Annotated in this window: 17 protein-coding genes; 2 read left to right on the top strand and 15 right to left on the bottom strand. The window is 66.4% G+C overall.

Annotation, left to right across the window (positions count from 1 at the left end):
* Positions 1-13 precede the first annotated feature (13 nt).
* Positions 14-1,771 carry an ABC transporter transmembrane domain-containing protein gene (locus ACYVGE_RS03275; protein ID WP_460726982.1) on the top strand — a complete coding sequence of 586 codons (1,758 nt, stop codon included), beginning with the start codon at positions 14-16 and terminating at the stop codon, positions 1,769-1,771.
* Between the two features lie 38 nt (positions 1,772-1,809).
* Here the strand turns inward: ACYVGE_RS03275 and ACYVGE_RS03270 are convergent, their stop codons facing one another.
* The 9 genes from ACYVGE_RS03270 to ACYVGE_RS03230 all read right to left on the bottom strand — a co-directional run bounded on the left by ACYVGE_RS03270 (position 1,810) and on the right by ACYVGE_RS03230 (position 11,077).
* Positions 1,810-3,444 carry an acyl-CoA dehydrogenase family protein gene (locus tag ACYVGE_RS03270; protein WP_460726980.1) on the bottom strand — a complete coding sequence of 545 codons (1,635 nt, stop codon included), beginning with the start codon at positions 3,442-3,444 and terminating at the stop codon, positions 1,810-1,812.
* A 144-nt stretch (positions 3,445-3,588) separates the two neighbouring features.
* Positions 3,589-3,792 (bottom strand): cold-shock protein, encoded by a 204-nt coding sequence (locus ACYVGE_RS03265; RefSeq protein WP_056133187.1) that lies wholly within the window; start codon positions 3,790-3,792, stop codon positions 3,589-3,591.
* A 127-nt stretch (positions 3,793-3,919) separates the two neighbouring features.
* Entirely contained in the window at positions 3,920-4,672 is a 753-nt protein-coding gene (locus ACYVGE_RS03260; RefSeq protein WP_460726978.1) for an S-methyl-5'-thioinosine phosphorylase, read from the bottom strand.
* Between the two features lie 2 nt (positions 4,673-4,674).
* Positions 4,675-5,223, bottom strand: coding sequence for a hypoxanthine-guanine phosphoribosyltransferase (locus ACYVGE_RS03255; RefSeq protein WP_460726976.1), 549 nt, complete (start codon positions 5,221-5,223; stop codon positions 4,675-4,677).
* Positions 5,223-6,233, bottom strand: a complete 1,011-nt coding sequence (gene nagZ, locus ACYVGE_RS03250) for a beta-N-acetylhexosaminidase (protein WP_460726974.1) — start codon at positions 6,231-6,233, stop codon at positions 5,223-5,225. Before nagZ ends, ACYVGE_RS03255 begins: the two co-directional genes overlap by 1 nt.
* A gap of 121 nt (positions 6,234-6,354) precedes the next feature.
* Positions 6,355-6,870 carry a CYTH domain-containing protein gene (locus tag ACYVGE_RS03245; protein ID WP_460726972.1) on the bottom strand — a complete coding sequence of 172 codons (516 nt, stop codon included), beginning with the start codon at positions 6,868-6,870 and terminating at the stop codon, positions 6,355-6,357.
* A gap of 81 nt (positions 6,871-6,951) precedes the next feature.
* Positions 6,952-8,295 carry a 23S rRNA (uracil(1939)-C(5))-methyltransferase RlmD gene (gene rlmD / locus ACYVGE_RS03240; protein WP_460726970.1) on the bottom strand — a complete coding sequence of 448 codons (1,344 nt, stop codon included), beginning with the start codon at positions 8,293-8,295 and terminating at the stop codon, positions 6,952-6,954.
* Positions 8,296-8,487: 192 nt separating this feature from the next.
* A complete protein-coding gene (locus ACYVGE_RS03235; RefSeq protein WP_460726968.1) occupies positions 8,488-9,105 on the bottom strand; it encodes a DUF1318 domain-containing protein in 618 nt (205 codons plus the stop codon).
* A 52-nt stretch (positions 9,106-9,157) separates the two neighbouring features.
* The gene (locus ACYVGE_RS03230) at positions 9,158-11,077 is read right to left on the bottom strand and encodes a translocation/assembly module TamB domain-containing protein (RefSeq protein WP_460726966.1); all 1,920 of its coding nucleotides are present in this window, start codon (positions 11,075-11,077) and stop codon (positions 9,158-9,160) included.
* Between the two features lie 26 nt (positions 11,078-11,103).
* Between ACYVGE_RS03230 and ACYVGE_RS03225 the strand changes: the two genes are divergently transcribed.
* Positions 11,104-11,955 (top strand): Hpt domain-containing protein, encoded by an 852-nt coding sequence (locus ACYVGE_RS03225; RefSeq protein WP_460726964.1) that lies wholly within the window; start codon positions 11,104-11,106, stop codon positions 11,953-11,955.
* Positions 11,956-12,009: 54 nt separating this feature from the next.
* Here ACYVGE_RS03225 and recO read toward each other — a convergent pair whose 3' ends face one another.
* The 6 genes from recO to lepA all read right to left on the bottom strand — a co-directional run bounded on the left by recO (position 12,010) and on the right by lepA (position 17,555).
* Positions 12,010-12,741, bottom strand: a complete 732-nt coding sequence (gene recO / locus ACYVGE_RS03220; protein WP_460726962.1) for a DNA repair protein RecO — start codon at positions 12,739-12,741, stop codon at positions 12,010-12,012.
* A 17-nt stretch (positions 12,742-12,758) separates the two neighbouring features.
* A complete protein-coding gene (gene era / locus ACYVGE_RS03215; RefSeq protein WP_457095800.1) occupies positions 12,759-13,667 on the bottom strand; it encodes a GTPase Era in 909 nt (302 codons plus the stop codon).
* Positions 13,668-13,737: 70 nt separating this feature from the next.
* Positions 13,738-14,397: a ribonuclease III gene (gene rnc, locus ACYVGE_RS03210; RefSeq protein WP_460726959.1), complete on the bottom strand. Its 660-nt coding sequence runs from the start codon at positions 14,395-14,397 to the stop codon at positions 13,738-13,740.
* On the bottom strand, positions 14,398-14,778 hold the full coding sequence (locus ACYVGE_RS03205) for a DUF4845 domain-containing protein (RefSeq protein WP_460726956.1): 381 nt from the start codon (positions 14,776-14,778) through the stop codon (positions 14,398-14,400). It lies immediately after the preceding gene.
* Positions 14,779-14,822: 44 nt separating this feature from the next.
* Positions 14,823-15,626 carry a signal peptidase I gene (gene lepB / locus ACYVGE_RS03200; protein ID WP_460726954.1) on the bottom strand — a complete coding sequence of 268 codons (804 nt, stop codon included), beginning with the start codon at positions 15,624-15,626 and terminating at the stop codon, positions 14,823-14,825.
* A gap of 135 nt (positions 15,627-15,761) precedes the next feature.
* Positions 15,762-17,555 (bottom strand): translation elongation factor 4, encoded by a 1,794-nt coding sequence (lepA, locus tag ACYVGE_RS03195; RefSeq protein ID WP_457095796.1) that lies wholly within the window; start codon positions 17,553-17,555, stop codon positions 15,762-15,764.
* Positions 17,556-17,598: the final 43 nt, after the last annotated feature.

Raw genomic sequence — 17,598 nt, 5'->3', positions numbered from 1 at the left:
AGCAGATACCTCCATGCCCGATCCCGTGATCAAAGCCCCTGTTGGCAGCCTGCGCGGCCTGTGGCCGTTCGTGCGGCGCCACTCCGGACTGTTCGTGGCATGGCTGGTTGCGCTGGCCTGCTCCAGCGCCGCCACCCTGGCCTTGCCCGCCGCGTCCCGGGTGATGATCGACCAGGGTTTCGCCAGCGGTGGCGGTGCGGCGATCGATCGCGCCTTCCTGCTGCTGTTCTCGGTCGCGCTCGTGCTGGCCTTTGCGACGGCCGCGCGCTTTTTCTTCGTCTCGTTACTGGGCGAACGTGTCGTCGCCGACCTGCGCGCGAGCCTGTATTCCCACCTGCTGTCGCTGGATGCCGGATTCCACGACCGCAACCGCAGTGGTGAACTGGTCTCACGCCTCACCGCCGACGCCGAGCTGCTGCGCAGCACCGTGGGTTCGACCATGTCGGTGGCACTGCGCAGCGTCGTCACGGTGATCGGTTCCATCGTGATGCTGTTCGTGACCAGCCCACTACTGGCGGCATGGGCCCTGATAGGCATCCCGCTGACGGTCCTGCCGATCGTGGTCGGCGGTCGCCGCCTGCGCAAGATTTCCCGCGCGAGCCAGGACCGCATCGCCGACGCCAATGCGCTCGCCTCGGAAACCCTCGGTGCGGTGCGCACCGTGCAGGCGCATGCGCGCGAGCCGTACGAACGCGGCCGCTTCAGCACCGCCCTCAAGACCGCGGTCAACACCGCACGCAAGCGCATCGGCGCCCAGGCCATCGTCACGGCAGTAGCCATCACGCTGGTGTTCGGCGCGATCACATTCGTCCTGTGGCTGGGTGCGCATGACGTCGTGGCCGGCCGCATGAAGGCCGGCGTGCTGCTGCAATTCGTGTTCTATGCCGTGATCGGTGGCGGCTCGATCGGTGCGCTGGCGGAAGTCTGGAACGAGATGCAGCGCGCCGCGGCCGGCATGGGACGCATCAGCGAACTGCTGCAGGAAGTCCCCGCGATCACCGCGCCCCAATCGCCGAACATCCTGCCATCGCCGGTGCACGGCGAGCTCACCTTCGACCACGTCACCTTCCACTATCCGCAGCGGCCCGAACACGCCGCGCTCACCGCTTTCAACCTGCGCGTGCGGCCGGGCGAAACCGTCGCCCTGGTGGGGCCGTCGGGAGCAGGCAAGAGCACGGTGTTCTCGTTGCTGCTGCGCTTCCACGATCCGGATTCGGGCACGGTGCGGGTCGACGACACCGACATCCGCACCCTCGATCCTGCCGTCCTGCGCGAAGCCATCGCGCTGGTGCCGCAGCAGCCGACCATCTTCGCCACCACCGCGCGCGACAACATCCGCTACGGCCGCCTCGAAGCCGACGCCGCGCAGATCGACACGGCCGTCCAAAATGCGCACGCCAGCGACTTCATCAATGCACTGCCAGAGGGGCTCGACACCGAACTGGGCGAGCGCGGGGCGCGCCTGTCCGGTGGCCAGCAACAGCGCATCGCGATCGCGCGGGCCCTGCTGAAGGACGCACCGATCCTGCTGCTGGACGAGGCCACCAGCGCACTCGATGCGCAGAGCGAGCGCGCCGTGCAGCAGGCGCTGGAAGCCCTGATGCAGGGCCGCACCACCATCGTGATCGCGCACCGCCTCGCCACCGTGCTCAAGGCCGATCGCATCGTCGTGATGGACCACGGCCGCGTCGTCGCCGAAGGCACCCACGAGCAGTTGCTCGCGCAAGGCGGCCTGTACGCGGAACTGGCGAAGCTGCAGTTTCTCGACTGATCGCGGGCCGAAGCACTCCCGGTGCTTCGATGCCGTCGTCAGTCGGGCAATGCACGCGCCATCAGTGAAGTGAATCCGGCATCGCCCGGCAGCGTGCCCAACACCAGACCATGATTTCCGGCCAGCCGGCTGCGGCAGAAGGCGTCGGCCACGGGGCTGCCCGCGCGCAGCAATACGGACGCCTGCAATGACAATGCCAGGCGCTCGACGAGGAAGCGTGCACCGGCTTCGGCATCGGCGAGATCGGACAGGGCGTGGCGCAGGGACGCAATCTGCGCGTCGAGCGCCGCGTGCATGCCGCTGGCGGCTTCGAGTTCATCCATGAGGGCCGTGCGCGTTTCGGGCTCCCGCGAGCATGCCCGCAGCACGTCCAGGCATTGGATGTTGCCGCTGCCTTCCCAGATCGAGTTGAGCGGAGCCTGCCGATACAGCCGTGGCAGCAGCGACTCCTCGACGTATCCCGCGCCGCCAAGGCATTCCTGGGCCTCGTTGACGAACGCGGGCGTGCGCTTGCAGATCCAGAACTTGCCGATCGCGGTCGCGATGCGGGCGAAGGCGGCTTCGCCCGTGTCCGTGGGCGCACGGTCCACCGCGCGCGCGACGCGTAACGATAGCGCCAGCGCCGCTTCGGCTTCGATCGCCAGGTCGGCCAGCACGTTCTGCATCAGTGCATGCTCGGCCAGGCGCTTGCCGAAGGCACGGCGATGCCGTGCGTGGTGCAGGGCCTGGGCCAGCGCCATGCGCATCAGCGCGGACGAACCCAGCATGCAGTCCAGCCGGGTCAGCATCACCATCTCGATGATGGTCGCGATGCCTCGTCCCTCGTCGCCGACGCGATGCGCCCATGCGCCGTCGAATTCGACCTCGGACGAAGCGTTGGACCAGTCACCGAGCTTGTCCTTCAAGCGCATCAGCCGGAAAGCATTCCTGGCGCCATCCGGCCGCCAGCGCGGCATCAGGAAACAGGTGAGCCCGCCCGGCGCCTGCGCCAGGACGAGGAAGCCGTCCGACATCGGCGCGGAGAAAAACCACTTGTGCCCCACCAGCGTGTATTCGTCCGTCCCTGGCAGCGGAACGGCGCGCGTCGTGTTGGTGCGCACATCGCTGCCGCCCTGTTTCTCGGTCATGCCCATGCCGAGCGTGACGCCCTGCTTGTTGGCGATGGGTACGTCGCGCGGATCGTAGTGCGGCGCGCAGGCCTTGTCGGCCCACTCCTTCAATGCCGCCTCGCGCCGCAGCACGGGCACGGCCGCATGGGTCATCGTCAGCGGGCAACTGGAACCGGGTTCCACTTGCCCGTGCAGGTAGCTCAGGGCGGCGCGCGCAACGTGGCGGCCCGGTTGCACGCGCTGCCACGACAGGCCGGCGACACCGTGCTCGATCGCCGCCGCCATGACAGCGTGGTAGTTGGGGTGGAATTCAACGACGTCGAGGCGATGTCCGAAACGGTCGTGGGTACGCAGGCGCGGGCGGTCGCGGTGCGCGTCGAAGCTCAGCCGCAGCAGTTCGCCACCGGCCAACTGGCCGTACGCACGCAGGCGGTCCGCGAACGCCGCGGCGCCCTCGCGTTCGACGCCTTCGCGCAGGGCGGCGTCATCGGCCCACAGGTCGCGGGCGGCGAATTCCGGTGGCTGGTTGTCGACGTCGTGTGTGTCGAAGGGCGATGCGGTCACAAGCCTCTCCTCCGGCGGAGGTCTGGAATGTAGCGCAGCACGGGGGCCCGGCGCCGCAACCTTCGGCGCAAAGAAAAGGCCCCGCCGAAGCGGGGCCTGGAAAGTCGTGTTCCCGGCCCTACTGGACCCGGACACCGGTCCTGGTCAGACCGGTGCGACTTCGGACGCCTGCGCGCCCTTCGGGCCCTGGGTCAGCTGGTAGCTGACGCGCTGGCCTTCCTGCAGGCTGCGGAAGCCCTTGGCATTGATGGCGGAAAAATGCACGAAAACATCGGCGCTGCCGTCTTCGGGTGAGATGAAGCCAAATCCCTTGGCGTCGTTGAACCACTTCACGGTACCGTACTGCATGTCCTTGTTGACCTCTGCTGGATGCGATGACGAGCGCCGGCCCTGGCGGCGCACAGCGAGTATGCCAACTTGCTGAACGAAGGCAACCGGGTCCGCATGCGGGCGATGCCGCCTGCGGGTGGCGCGATCAGGTGGCCAGCATGGCGCGAAGCAGCGCGGGAAGGCCCGCCGACGCGGCAGCAACGTTGTCGAGCACGTCCTGCAGCGTGATCACTTCGTCCGGGTCCGGCCCCGCACCCGCCGCCCAGTTGGCGACGATGGCGAGGCAGGCATAGTCCAGGCCCATCTCGCGTGCCAGCCCGGCTTCCGGCATCCCGGTCATGCCGACCAGGTCGCAACCATCGCGACGCATGCGCGCGATCTCGGCGCGAGTCTCCAGGCGCGGCCCCTGCGTCGCGCCGTAGCAGCCGCCGTCGGCGAGCGCTACGTTCGCTCCGGCCGCGGCCGCAAGCACCGCATGTCGCAGCGAACGCGTGTACGGTTCGCCGAAATCGACATGCAGCACTTCGGTGCCGGGTTCCTCGCAGATCGTGGAGATCCGCCCCCACGTGTAATCGATCAGCTGGTCCGGACAGGCCAGCACGCGCGGGCCGAAGCGCTCGGTGATGCCGCCGACCGTGTTGAGCGCCAGCACGCGTTGCGCGCCCAGCGCCTTCAATGCCGCGAGGTTGGCGCGGTAGTTGATCTTGTGCGGCGGCAGCGAATGGCCTTCGCCATGGCGCGCGAGGAAGGCGACGCGATGGCCGTCCAGCATGCCCACGCGAACCGGTCCGGACAGCGCGCCGTAGTGCGTGACCGGCTGGTGCGCTTCCGCATCCTGGAGTTCGGCGAGCTTGTACAGCCCGGTGCCGCCGATGATGGCCAGCTCGATGGCGTCCATGATCACTCCTTCAACGCATAGATGGCGGGCAAACCGCGGCCCTGCTCGTGGTAATCCATGCCGTAGCCGTAGACGTAGCGGTCCGGCACTTCCACGCCCACATAGTCCGCGGACAACCCCGGTACGCAGCGATCGTGCTTCTTGACTGCCAGTGCGGCGATGCGCACCTCGGCCGCACCCTGCTGGTTGCACCAGTCGCGGATCGCGGCCAGCGTGTGGCCTTCGTCGACGATGTCATCGACCAGCAGCACGCGGCGGCCCTGCAACGGCGTCGCCGGGCGATGCTTCCAGGTGAGCTCGCCGCCCGAGGTCGTACCGCGATAGCGCGTGGCGTGCAGATATTCGAATTCGACATCCTGGCCGCAGGCGCCCAGCTCCAATACGAGTTGCCCCGCGAACGGCAAGCCGCCGTGCATCACGGTGACGTACACCGGCACGCTACCGGCGTAGTCGTGGTGGATGCGTGCGGCCATGTCTGCGATCGCCCGCTCCAGCGTCGCGCGGTCGTGGACCAGGTCGCTGTTGGCGAGCGCGGTCTGGAGATCGGCCATTACGCCAGTCCTTCCTGGCGGTTGCGTGCTTCACCGTAGCGCGCGTCTGCGATCAGCCCGTCCCAGCCCATCGCGCCGCGCCCGATCAGGCCGATGAGCGCCATGGTGTTGAGCTTGCGGTCCTGGATGGCGTCGAGCGATTCCTCGACCAGTTCGGGGTGGCAGACGAGGACCACGTCGCAACCGGCATCCAGGTGCAGGTCCACGCGTTGCTTGACGCCGCCGGCGGAGAACGCCGCGGCCATGCCGATGTCGTCGCTGAAGACGACGCCATGGAAACCGAGCCCCCCGGACGCACGATCCTTGCGCAGGATGTCCTCGATCCAGCGCTTCGAGTAACCCGCCGGCTCCGGCGCCACCGCCGGATACACGACGTGGGCCATCATGACCGCATCGGCCTTGGCCTCGATGCCGGCGATGAAGGGAACGAGGTCGAGCGCGCGGATTTCCTCGAACGTACGCGGATCGACGGCGGCGTCGAAATGCGTGTCTTCCAGCACCGAACCGTGGCCGGGGAAATGCTTTAGCGTCGCGCCCATGCCGGCGGCGTGCATGCCACGCACGTAGGCGCGGGTGAACTCGGCGACGATGGCCGGGTCCTCCGAGAACGCGCGGTTGCCGATCGCGCGGTTACCACGGCCGAGGTCGACGACCGGGGCGAAGCTGAGGTCGACGCCGGTCGCGCGCACTTCGCTGGCCATCAACCAGGCGTGCTCCTCGGCGAGCTTCAACGCGGCCTGCGGATCCTGCGCGTAATGCTTGCCGAAGCCTTCCAGCGGTGGCAGCACGCTGTAGCCCTCGCGGAAACGCTGCACACGACCGCCTTCCTGGTCGACGCAGACCAGCTGGGGACGTGGTGCCGCCTCGCGGATGGCCTGGGAGAGCTCCGCCACTTGTGCCTTCGACGCGAAGTTGCGACTGAACAGGATCACGCCGGCGCAGGCATCGTGCTGCAGCCAGTCGCGCTCCTGCGCGGTGAGTTCCTTGCCGGCAACGCCAATAATCAACATGTCAAAATCCAGTGAAAACTAAAGATGCGATGGTGACGAGCGAAGGGGTTCCTGCACGGCACAAACTCCTCCTCTCCGCTTGCGGAAGAGGCCCGGGTGAGGGTGGCTCAGCCCGCGGGAATCAGTCCACCGTGCCCGCGCGCTCCGCCTCGCTCCATTGCGAATACGGCCGCGAGGCCAGGGCCAGATTGTAGTAGCGCTTGCTGTCGGTCACTTCACGCCCGATCCAGGCGGGCTTTTCGAAGCTTTCCTCGGCGGAGGCGAGTTCGATCTCCGCGACCACCAGGCCGGCGTTGTCGCCCAGGAACTCGTCGACCTCCCACAGGTGCCCGCCGAAATCGACGTAATGGCGGCGCTTGTCGACCAGTCCGCCGACGCTCAGCGCGAGCAGGCCGCGGGCGTCCTCGACCGGAATCGCGTAATCGAACTCCTGGCGGGTGTGGCCAAGCTCGCGCGACTTCAGGTTGAGGTAGGCCTCGTCGCCCTGGATGCGCACGCGCACCGAGGCCTTCATCGCGCCGGTGTCCATGGCCGCGATGTCGTTGAGGTAGCCCTGCGCCATCGGCACGACCTTGTGCGCGGCCGTGCGCCAGGCGTCGCCGGTGACGAGGAATTTGCGTTCGATTTCGATGGCCATGGTTTCGTCACGTCTTAAAGGCAATCCCATTGCCTGAATTTGACACGCGCTGCGGCGCGCTTGAATAGAACCACACGCCCATTAACCCGCGGCGCGTTCGAACATCGCGATCGATTCGACATGAGCCGTATGCGGGAACATGTCCATCACCCCCGCCGCGCGCAGTTTCCAGCCCTTCTCGTTGACGAGGTAACCGGCATCGCGTGCCAGCGAACCCGGATGGCAGCTCACGTACACGATGCGCTTGAACTGCTTGAGCTTCAGCTGGGTCAGGACGAAGTCGGCGCCCGAGCGCGGCGGATCCAGCAGCAACCGGTCGAAGCCGTCGCGCATCCAGGTGTGGTCGCTGAGGTCCTTGCCGAGGTCGGCCGCGTGGAAATCGGCGTTCGCGATGGCGTTGTGCGCGGCGTTTTCACGCGCGCGGCGAACGAGTCCGGCTTCGCCTTCCACGCCCACGACCTCGCGCACGCGCCGCGCCAGTGGCAGGGTGAAGTTGCCGAGGCCACAGAACAGGTCGAGCACCCGGTCTTCCGGTTGCGGATCGAGCAGGTCGATCGCGGACTGGATCATCTTGCCATTGAGGCCCGCGTTGACCTGGATGAAGTCGAGCGGGCGAAACACGAACTCGATGTTCCACTGCGGCAGCATGAAGGCGAGCTTCGGCTCCGCCGGCCACAGCGGATGCACGCTGTCGACACCGCCGGGCTGCAGGAAGATCGCGAAACCATGCGCTTGGCCGAATGCAACCAGCGCGGCCTGGTCGGATTCCGACAACGGCGCCAGGTGGCGGATGGTGAGCGCGATGCCGCTGAAATCATCGGCCGGATCGCCGGCGATGAATTCGATCTGCGGGATGTCGCGACGCGCCTGCAGGCCATCGACCAGCGCCGAGAGCGCCGACACCTTGCTGCCGATCTCGGGAATGACGGTATGGCATTCGGACAGGTCGGCGACGAAGCGCGGATCCTGTTCGCGAAAGCCGACCAGGGTCTTGTCTTTCTTCTCCACGCGCCGCACCGAGAAGCGACCCTTGCGGCGATAGCCCCACGCCGCGTCGGTCAGCGGCGGCAGGACACGCTCCGGCGTGACGTGGCCGATGCGTTCCAGGTTCTCCAGCAGCACGCGCTGCTTGGCCAGGATCTGTTTGTCCTCGTCGAGGTGTTGCAGCGCGCAACCGCCACAGGTGCCGAAATGCGGGCAGCGTGGCTGCACCCGGTCCTGCGAGGCGCGGAGCACTTCCAGCGTCGTGGCCTCGTCGAAATGGCGCGAACGAGAAGTCTGCTTCGCCACCACCCGCTCACCCGGCAGTGCCCCGGCGATGAAGGTCACCTTGCCCCCCTCCCCCTCGCGGCGGGCCACGCCGCGGCCATCGTGGCTCATGCCGGTGATGTCAACTTCAAAGGGGGTCTGGTCGATGCGGGCCACGGGGGAATTCGATACTGCAGGGCCGCGTATTGTCGCAGAGGCGGCCGGCCCGCGACGGCCCCAAAGCGCCCTTCGAATGATGCCGCGCCGGCGGCTGGGAAAAATGCCGCGCTGCGCTTTAGACACACAGAAACGCAGAAAAGCCCGCCAAAGCGGGCTTTTCCTGGCATTACGGTAGCGCCGGACAGGACGTCACTTCTGCTTCCACGCCCCCCCACTCTGGTACCACCAGCCCGCGCGTGCACTGGAAATCCATTGCTTGGCGAAGACGTCGCGGATCTGCGCTTCCCACTCGGGATGGCCATTGGCGACGGCGACTTCGCGGTACACCGCCTTGCGGTCGCGATTGTCGTCGGCGACGGCCTGGTTCACCGCGACGCGATCCTTGAGTGCCAGCTTGGCGGCGTCGCGCACGACGATGGAGCCGTCTTCGGCGAAGCCCAGGGCCCCGGCATCGAAGCCCCCGCGCAACTGCGAGTCGAAGCGTTCGGCCATGCGTGTCTGGATCGCCTGGATCGCGGGGGTCTTGATGGTGATGTCCGGTTGCGACTGCGCATGGGCGCTGCCAATGCCGACCAGGCTCCACGGGTCGATGCGCGCGAACAGGCTGCGTTGCGCCGCCGGCGCCTGGAACGCCATGCCACCGCCGTCCGACGGCTTGGGCGGCACGTTCTTGGCTTCGTCCCCGATCACTTTCTCGACGAATTCCTTCGCCGCTTCCTTGGCCTCGGCGGCCGGGAAGTACACGTTGATCGTGACGCAGGCCGTAAGCAGCACGGCGGCGGCCGGAATTCCCATCAGACGACGCATGTCGTTTCTCCAGTGATGAATCAAAGTTTTGCGTTCGTTCGCCAGCAACAGGTTATTCGACCACCGGCTTCACGTCGCCCTTGCCAATGGCGCCCAGGCGCTCGACCAGCGTCGGCCAGTCGACCCGGCGATTGAATCCGACCACGGTCAGCCGCGGCAGTCCGGAGCCTTGGACGATAATAAATCCCTGCCCGGCTGAACCCAGTCCGTCCATGCCGCAGACGTCGTCCGCGAGCCGGCACGAGATCCCGATGCGCGAATAGCCGAAGTCGTCGAACAAGCCGATCAGCTGCGACTGCAGGCTGGTGGCGAAGGACGCATCGCCCACGCTCGACAGGTCCTGCACCGCCCGCTGGCTGATGCGCTGCTTCACGCCCGGTTTGCGCTGCGTGCGCAGCGTCGCATCGAAGGCCACGGGTTGCCAGTCGACCATGCGCAGCGCATTGAGGCTGCCGTCGAGGCGGCCGGTGATGCTGCCGAAACCGAAGACGCCGGTCAGTGCTTCCAGGTCGAGGTCATCCAGCGCAATGTCGGCCGACAGCGTCGGCGCGACGCCGAAGGGCCGTTCCATCGACAGCGACGACACGGCGACGTCGCCGTCGAACACCTGCATGCGCAGGCCACCGTCGAAATCGAGCCGTTCCGCAGCGTAATGCGCCTGCGGGATTTCGCCGCTGAGTTCGCCGGCGAATGCCGGCCAGTCCAGTGCCTTCGCCAGCTGCCCGACATCCAGTTCCCGCAGGGTGAGGCCAAAACGGATGTCGAGTCCCTGCCCGTCCGCGGGCGGTCGCAGGGTGAAATGATCGAAGCGCAGCTGGCCGCCCAGCATCGGCACCGCGACAGCTTCCTGGACGCGCAGTTTGCCGTCATCGCTCACGAACGGCAGGCGTGCCGCACCGAAGGCGAGTCCATAGAGCTGCCCGCCCTGCCACTGCAAAGCCGATTGCACGGGCGCGCCTGACGAAAACGCAAGATCGCCTTCCAGGCGGGTGAAGCCGAAGCGCTGCGCGGGGTCGATGACCGTCGTGTCATGGAGCGTGAGAGTGAAATCGCGCACCGCTCCCGCAGCGAGGTGCAGGCTCGCATCCGTCGCGCCGCTGAACTGCAGTTGCGACAGGCCGGCCATGCCGAGCCAACCGCTGAGATAGGCGTCGCGCAGGGGGGCGAGGTCGGCGCTGTGCAGTTGCAGGTCGAGGGCATCGAGGTCGCCCGCGGGCGTGAATGCCGCGCTGCCTTGCGCCTCGAGGATGCCGCGATCACCCCAGGAAAACGCAGGCAAACGCCAGCCCTGCCCGTCCTGCTTCGCTGCATCCATGCGCAGGTCGACGGCATGCTGATCCAGGGAAACGTAGGCGTTGCCGAAGAGCAGTTCGCCGCCGTGCAGTCGCCCCGCGACGACGGCGCGATCGCGATCGCCGAAGGACAGTTCCAGCGCCAGCTCCGCGCCGAGGTTTTCGGCGGCGATGGTTCCATCGGGCGTGTCGAAGGCCGCGCCCGCCACTTTCAGGGGACCTGTGACCCGGACCGGCTGGCTGGGCGGCGACGCGATGGCAAGCTGGCCGTCGAGAGTGCCTCCCGTGATGCGGCCTTCGGCCCACGCACTCGCCAGCAGGGCCTGCGCCCAGGCCAATGGAACACGGACCAGGTCGATATCGGTCCGATCGGGCGACGCCACGTCACGATGCAGCGACAACATCCCGGCGCCGCGCGACAGCCGCGCATCGGTACTGGCGGCGCCGAGATTCAATGACAGGTGCACGGGTGCGCCATCGCCGTGCAAGGTCCCGTCGCAGCGCCAGCCCCCTTGCCCGTCGCGCTGCAATGGGCATTGCCAGTCGAGATCGCGAAAGTGATAGCCGAGGTCGGGGGCGTCCACGCGCGCGGCCCGAAGCCGAAGCGCGCCCTGTGGTGCGGAAGCCGGCCAGTCGAGGCGGACCCGTACGTCCTGCAGCATCGCCACGGGCGTCGTCACCTTCGATATGCGCGCGCCCAGCGATCGTGCATGCGCCGGTGTCGCCGCGAGTGCGGCGATCCAGAGGCAACACACCAGGCGTACCATCCGACACGACATTCGGGAAGGATACCGACAGCAGTGCAAAACGCATGACAGCCAGCCTGCCCCGCATCCTGCTAGTCGAGGACGACCCCGTCAGTCGCGCCTTCCTTGGCGCAGCCGCCCACGCGCTGCCGGCCGTGGTCGATGCCGCCGACAGCATGGCGGCCGCGATGGCGCTGGCCGCTGCCAGCCGATACGACCTGTGGCTGATCGATGCCAACCTGCCGGATGGCCATGGTGCGGAACTGCTTTCGCGATTGCGTGCCCGCGAGGCACGGACACCGGCGGTCGCCCACACCGCCGCCCACGACGCCGAGGTGGCAACTGGATTGCTGGAAGCCGGCTTCCAGCGCGTGTTCGTGAAACCGCTACCGGCGAAGTCGGTGCAGAAAGGCCTTCGGGAAGTGCTCGGACTCGAGGCGGAGCCTCAGCCAGCGGGCGAAATACCCGGCATGACACCCGGCATGGACGCATTGCCGCTTTGGGATGACGAAACCGCGGCGCGCGCACTGAATGGGAGCCGCGAACATATCGCGACACTACGCATGCTCTTCATCGCGGAATTACCGGGCGTTACCGAACGTGTGCGAAATGCATTCCACAACGAGGATATCCGGGGGCTCCACGACGAACTGCATCGGCTCCGCGCCAGTTGTGGTTTCGTCGGAGCGACGCGGCTCCGGCAAGCAGTGCAGACCCTCGGGAGCGACGACCGCTCGCAGGCTGGGCTGCAGGCATTCACGACGGCGGCGCAGGCGCTGATGGATGCGCCGCCCGGTGACAGTGCGGATTGAAAGGGCACGTCTGAAACGGCACGTCTGAAACGGCAGGTCGCCGCCGGCTTCCGGTCAATCTCCCGCCGACATGCGGGCGAGCTCGCCCAGCATCTCCCACGACTTCAGGCCGCGTGGCCCCAAGTGGAAAGCGAGCACCTCGCGCATCGGCCGGCGCAGGCTCGCGAGGTCTTCATCGGAGGGCAACACGTCTTCGGCCAGCGCAAGCAGCGCACGTCCGGTTGCGGCGTTGCGTCGATCACCGTGGCCACGGTCGGCCAGCAGGCGACGCGGGCCGAACTCCGGATCCAGCCGGTAGCGCGCGGCAGGATCGATCGGCACGCCCTCGCCATCCAGGCCCCAGTCGAAGCCGAAGCCAATGGCATCGAGCAGGTCGCGTTCGTAGCGGCGCAGTGTCCACGCAAGGGGATCGGACTCACCCAGGCGCTGACGCGTTGCCGCATAGGCAATGAACAGGTCCGGCTGCGGATCTCCTCGCGAAGCCAGGCGCATGGTGAGTTCGTTGAGATAGAAGCCGGCAAGCATCGCATCGCCGAGCAGCCGCGGTGCCGCATCCAGCGCTTCGGCGGCAGAGAGCGTAGCCAGTTCACCACGTTGTACCGCATCGAAACGGATGTACTGCAGCGGCTGCAGCGCGGCCCGCAACACCTGGCGCTTGGCTCCTTGCACGCCGCGCGCGACCAGTCCGAGCCGCCCATGTTCGGCGCTCAGGACTTCGACCAGCAGGCTGCTCTCACGCCACGGGCGCGTATGCAGGACGAAAGCAGGTTCGGCGGTGAGCCGCATCGATCCGGGTGAACCGGTCAGTCGTGGTAGCCGAACGCGCGCAAAGCCGCCTCATCGTCGGACCAGCCTTCGCGGACGCGCACCCAGGTTTCGAGGAACACCTTGGAGCCGAACAGGCGTTCCATCTGCAGGCGCGACTTCATGCCGATCTCGCGCAGGCGTTCGCCGCCCTTGCCGATCACGATCAGCTTCTGGCCGTCGCGTTCGACCCAGATCACGGCACCGATGCGCAGCAGCACGCCCTTGGGCGAGGGCTCCTCGACGAAGCGCTCGATTTCCACCGTGGTGGCGTAGGGCAATTCCTCGCCGAGCTGGCGCATCAGTTGCTCGCGCACCAGTTCTCCGGCGAGGAAGCGCTGGCTCTTGTCGGTTATTTCGTCTTCGGCGTAGAGCGGCGGCTGCTCGGGCAACTGGGAAAGCACAGTCTTCGTCAAAGCTTCCAGGCCGCTGCGCTTGAGCGCGGACACCGGATGCACGCCGGCGAAGTCGCGACCGTCGCTGACCTTGGCCAGGTAAGGCAGCAATTTGGTCTTGTCGGTGATGCGATCGACCTGGTTCACGACCAGGATCACCGGGAGGCCGGCGTTCTTGAGGGCATCGTAGGCGAGCGTGTCCTCGTCATCCCACTGCCCGGCCCGGACTACCAGGAGCGCGACATCCACGCCCTCCAGCGCACCGCGCGCCGCGCGGTTCATCAGGCGGTTCATGGCCCGCTTCTGCTCGCGATGGATGCCTGGGGTGTCGACGAGCAGCAACTGGCCCTCGGGGAAGGTGGCGATGCCGAGCAGGCGGTGGCGGGTGGTCTGCGGGCGCGGCGAGACGATGCTGACCTTGGCGCCCACCAGGGCGTTGACCAGGGTGGATTTGCCGACGTTGGGACGGCCGATGACGGCCACGTGGCCGGCGCGATGCGTGGGGGAATTCATGCGGGGATTGTCCGCTCCGGTGCGCTGGAGGGCAAACCGCGGCGTCAAAGCCAGGCAGGCGTGGGGGAAATCAGGACGCGCCCAAGGCCTGCAATGCGGCTTCTGCGGCCATCTGCTCGGCGGCCCGGCGTGAGCCACCCTCGCCTTCGGTGACCAGGACCGGCTGCTGCAGCGTGCAGGTGATGCGGAAAGTCTTGGCGTGGTCGTCGCCGCTTTCCGAGAGCAAGGCATAGACCGGCAACGGCTTCTGCTTGCCCTGCAGCCATTCCTGCAGGCGCGTCTTCGCGTCCTTGCCGACCTTGTGCGGCGGTGGCAGGGCTTCCATCGCCGACTGGAACCATGGCAACACGACGGCGCGGCAGGTTTCAAATCCGGCGTCGAGATAGATCGCGGCGACCAGGGCTTCCAAAGCGTCCGCGAGGATCGAGTCACGGCGATGCCCGCCCGACTTCATCTCCCCGGGACCGAGGATCAGCTTGGCGCCGAGATCCAATTGCCTGGCAATCGGCGCCAGCGCGGATTCGCGGACCAGCTCGGCGCGTGCGCGCGTCAATGCCCCTTCATCGGCCTGCGGCCAGTGCTGGTAGAGGGATTCGGCGACGATCAGGTTGACCAGGGCGTCGCCGAGGAACTCGAGGCGCTCGTTGTGGGGAGCGCCTGCACTTCTGTGGGTCAGGGCCTGGGTGAGCAGGTTGCCCGCTAGGAAGCTATAGCCGATTTGCAGGCTCAATCAGTCGCCCACAACCTTGCGACTGAGTTCCTTTTCAGCATGGAACTTGCCAACTACATCCAAGTTGGCGATCACGGGCCGACGAACTTCGTAATCAACAACCATTAGCCAACCGGCTTCCTTGCGAGTCAGCGTGACATCGCTCGTCTTCACGTTCTCGGCGTAATTGATGTACATGCGCCGATAGAAAAGGTCCTTGATTGCCGGCGCGTCCATCTGGGTGATACCGGGCTCATTGGCCAAACTGGCCATGGCCTTCTTCACGCCATAGAACTCCGTGTACATCGGGATCAGTTTCATTCCCACATATGCAAATAGGCCGACGACAGCCAGCACTATGATGAACCCGATCAGGGTAATGCCGCTCTGTGTACGTTTCATCCGCGTTCTCCCCAGTTATTCGAAAGCGTCACTATTCGAAAGCCTCAACGGATGCTGGTACCAATCCGCTGGTACTCGAGACCGCCGTCCCAGCTCATCCAGATCAGGAATGCCTTGCCGCGAAGCTGACCTTCCGGCAGGACGCCCCAGTATCGGCTGTCGTCGCTGTTCTTGCGGTTGTCCCCCATCACGAAATAATGCCCCTGCGGCACTTCCCAATCGCCCTCCCCTGGATCCATGAACGGCGAAGCCGTGGATTCCAGGACGGAGTGCGGCCGCCCGGGAAGATTCTCACGCAATTCGAGGGAGCCCGTCATCTCGGCGCCCCGCCCCCTGCCGGTGTAGGTCCCGATCTCCGTGTAGGGGATCGGATGGCCATTCACCAGGACCTGGTTGTCGTGGTATCCGATGCGGTCCCCCGGCAGGCCGATCACGCGCTTGATGAAGTCGACGCCCTTGTTGGGATCGTCCGGCGAGCGCCCCGGGAAGTGGAACACGACGACGTCGCCGCGCTGGGGCTCGCCCACGTCGAGGAATTTCTTGTTGGTGATGGGCAGGCGCAGCCCATACGCGAACTTGTTGACCAGGATGAAGTCACCGGTCAGCAGCGTCGGCATCATCGAATTCGACGGGATGCGAAAGGGCTCGGCCACGAAACTGCGCAGTATCAGCACGATCGCCAGTACCGGGAAGAACGCCTTGGAGTAGTCGATGACTACCGGCTCCTCCCCTTCGTCCAGCAGTCCGGCGCCTGCGATGCGGCGCCTGGCCAGGAACAGCTTGTCCACCAGCCACACCACGCCGGTGAACGTCGTCAGGATGACCAGAATGATCTCAAACCACTTCATGCTTGCTCCTCGGAGCCGAAATCTTCGATTTGGAACGCCGGAACCGGGAACGCCCTGACAACCCAAACCGCCACGGCATGCCCGTCCAGAATGACCGCCTTGGGCACCTGAGGTTCCCCGACCCGCCTTTCGACCTTACTTGTTGTCCACCTGCAAAACCGCCAGGAAGGCTTCCTGCGGAATCTCCACGCGGCCTACCTGCTTCATTCGCTTCTTGCCCTCTTTCTGCTTCTCGAGGAGCTTCTTCTTGCGGCTGATGTCGCCACCGTAGCATTTCGCCAGCACGTTCTTGCGCATGGCCTTGACGGTGCTGCGGGCGATGATCTGCGAGCCGACCGCGGCCTGGATCGCGACGTCGAACATTTGCCGCGGGATCAGCTCGCGCATCTTCTCGGAGATCTCGCGGCCGCGGCGGTCGGCGTGGGCGCGGTGGGTGATGATGCTCAGCGCATCGACCTTGTCGCCGTTGATGAGCGTGTCCACGCGCACGAACGGGCCGGCCTGGAAGCGCAGGAAGTGGTAGTCCAGCGAGGCGTAGCCGCGCGACACTGACTTCAGGCGGTCGAAGAAGTCCAGCACGACCTCGGCCATCGGCAGCTCGTAGCTGATCTGGACCTGGTTGCCCATGTAGGTGATGCCGATCTGGCTGCCGCGCTTTTCCTCGCACAGGGTGATCACGTTGCCGACATAGTCCGGCGGCGTGAGGATGTTGGCGCGGATGATCGGCTCGCGGATCTCCTCGATCAGGTTGACCTGGGGCAGCTTGGCCGGGTTGTCCAGCGGCATCACCGCACCGTCGGTCTTGAGCACTTCGTAGATCACCGTCGGCGCGGTGCTGATGAGATTGAGGTCGTATTCGCGCTCCAGGCGCTCCTGCACGATCTCCATGTGCAGCATGCCGAGGAAGCCGCAACGGAAGCCGAAGCCCATGGCCTCGGAGCTTTCCGGCTCGAAGCGCAGCGCGGCGTCGTTGAGGCGCAGCTTTTCCAGCGCCTCGCGCAGCGCCGGGTAATCCTCGGCATCGACCGGAAACAGGCCGGCGAACACGCGCGGCTGCATTTCCTGGAAGCCCGGCAGCGGCTTCGATGCCGGATCGCTGGCCAGGGTCAGTGTGTCTCCGACCGGAGCGCCGTGCACGTCCTTGATCGAGGCGTTGATCCAGCCCACCTCGCCGGCGCCGAGCTTGGTCAGCACCTTGCGCTTGGGGGTGAACACGCCGACCTGGTCGACCTGGTGCGTGCGTCCGGTCGACATCACCAGGATCTTGCTGCCCGGGGTGATCTCGCCCTGCATGACGCGGACCAGCGACACCACGCCGAGGTAGTTGTCGAACCAGGAGTCGATGATCAGCGCCTGCAGCTTGTCCGTATCGCGCGGCTTCGGCGGCGGGATGCGCTTGACGATGGCTTCGAGCACGTCCTGCACGTTGAGGCCGGTCTTCGCGCTGATCGCCACCGCGTCCTCGGCGTCTATGCCGATGACGGCTTCGATTTCGGCCTTGGCACGGTCGACGTCGGCGGTGGGCAGGTCGATCTTGTTCAGGACCGGAACCACTTCCAGGCCCTGCTCGACCGCGGTGTAGCAGTTGGCGACGGACTGGGCTTCCACGCCCTGTGCCGCGTCCACCACCAGCAGCGCGCCCTCGCAGGCGGCGAGCGAACGGCTGACCTCGTAGCTGAAGTCGACGTGGCCGGGGGTGTCAATGAAGTTGAGCTGGTAGGTCTTGCCGTCCTTCGCCTTGTACGGCAGCGACACGGACTGGGCCTTGATGGTGATGCCGCGCTCGCGCTCGATCGGATTGGAGTCGAGCACCTGCGCTTCCATCTCGCGGGCTTCGAGGCCGCCGCAGAGTTGGATGATGCGGTCGGCCAGCGTCGACTTGCCGTGGTCGACGTGGGCGATGATGGAGAAATTGCGGATCAGTTGCATGCGGGCGGCTTGAAGCCGTCTCGAGAAAATTAACGCGCGATTA

This window comes from Lysobacter rhizosphaerae, from assembly GCF_054779795.1.
Note: the sequence above shows the minus strand (reverse complement) of the source record. Positions and strands in the feature narration are given on the sequence as shown.

What these genes read in the sequence shown, in the direction of transcription:
- ACYVGE_RS03275 (WP_460726982.1), top strand. Translation starts at nt 14, where the DNA reads ATGCCCGATCCCGTGATCAAAGCCCCTGTTGGCAGCCTGCGCGGCCTG.
- ACYVGE_RS03265 (WP_056133187.1), bottom strand. Translation starts at nt 3,792, where the DNA reads ATGCAGTACGGTACCGTGAAGTGGTTCAACGACGCCAAGGGATTTGGC.
- ACYVGE_RS03260 (WP_460726978.1), bottom strand. Translation starts at nt 4,672, where the DNA reads ATGGACGCCATCGAGCTGGCCATCATCGGCGGCACCGGGCTGTACAAG.
- ACYVGE_RS03255 (WP_460726976.1), bottom strand. Translation starts at nt 5,223, where the DNA reads ATGGCCGATCTCCAGACCGCGCTCGCCAACAGCGACCTGGTCCACGAC.
- nagZ (WP_460726974.1), bottom strand. Translation starts at nt 6,233, where the DNA reads ATGTTGATTATTGGCGTTGCCGGCAAGGAACTCACCGCGCAGGAGCGC.
- ACYVGE_RS03245 (WP_460726972.1), bottom strand. Translation starts at nt 6,870, where the DNA reads ATGGCCATCGAAATCGAACGCAAATTCCTCGTCACCGGCGACGCCTGG.
- ACYVGE_RS03235 (WP_460726968.1), bottom strand. Translation starts at nt 9,105, where the DNA reads ATGCGTCGTCTGATGGGAATTCCGGCCGCCGCCGTGCTGCTTACGGCC.
- recO (WP_460726962.1), bottom strand. Translation starts at nt 12,741, where the DNA reads ATGCGGCTCACCGCCGAACCTGCTTTCGTCCTGCATACGCGCCCGTGG.
- era (WP_457095800.1), bottom strand. Translation starts at nt 13,667, where the DNA reads ATGAATTCCCCCACGCATCGCGCCGGCCACGTGGCCGTCATCGGCCGT.
- ACYVGE_RS03205 (WP_460726956.1), bottom strand. Translation starts at nt 14,778, where the DNA reads ATGAAACGTACACAGAGCGGCATTACCCTGATCGGGTTCATCATAGTG.
- lepB (WP_460726954.1), bottom strand. Translation starts at nt 15,626, where the DNA reads ATGAAGTGGTTTGAGATCATTCTGGTCATCCTGACGACGTTCACCGGC.
- lepA (WP_457095796.1), bottom strand. Translation starts at nt 17,555, where the DNA reads ATGCAACTGATCCGCAATTTCTCCATCATCGCCCACGTCGACCACGGC.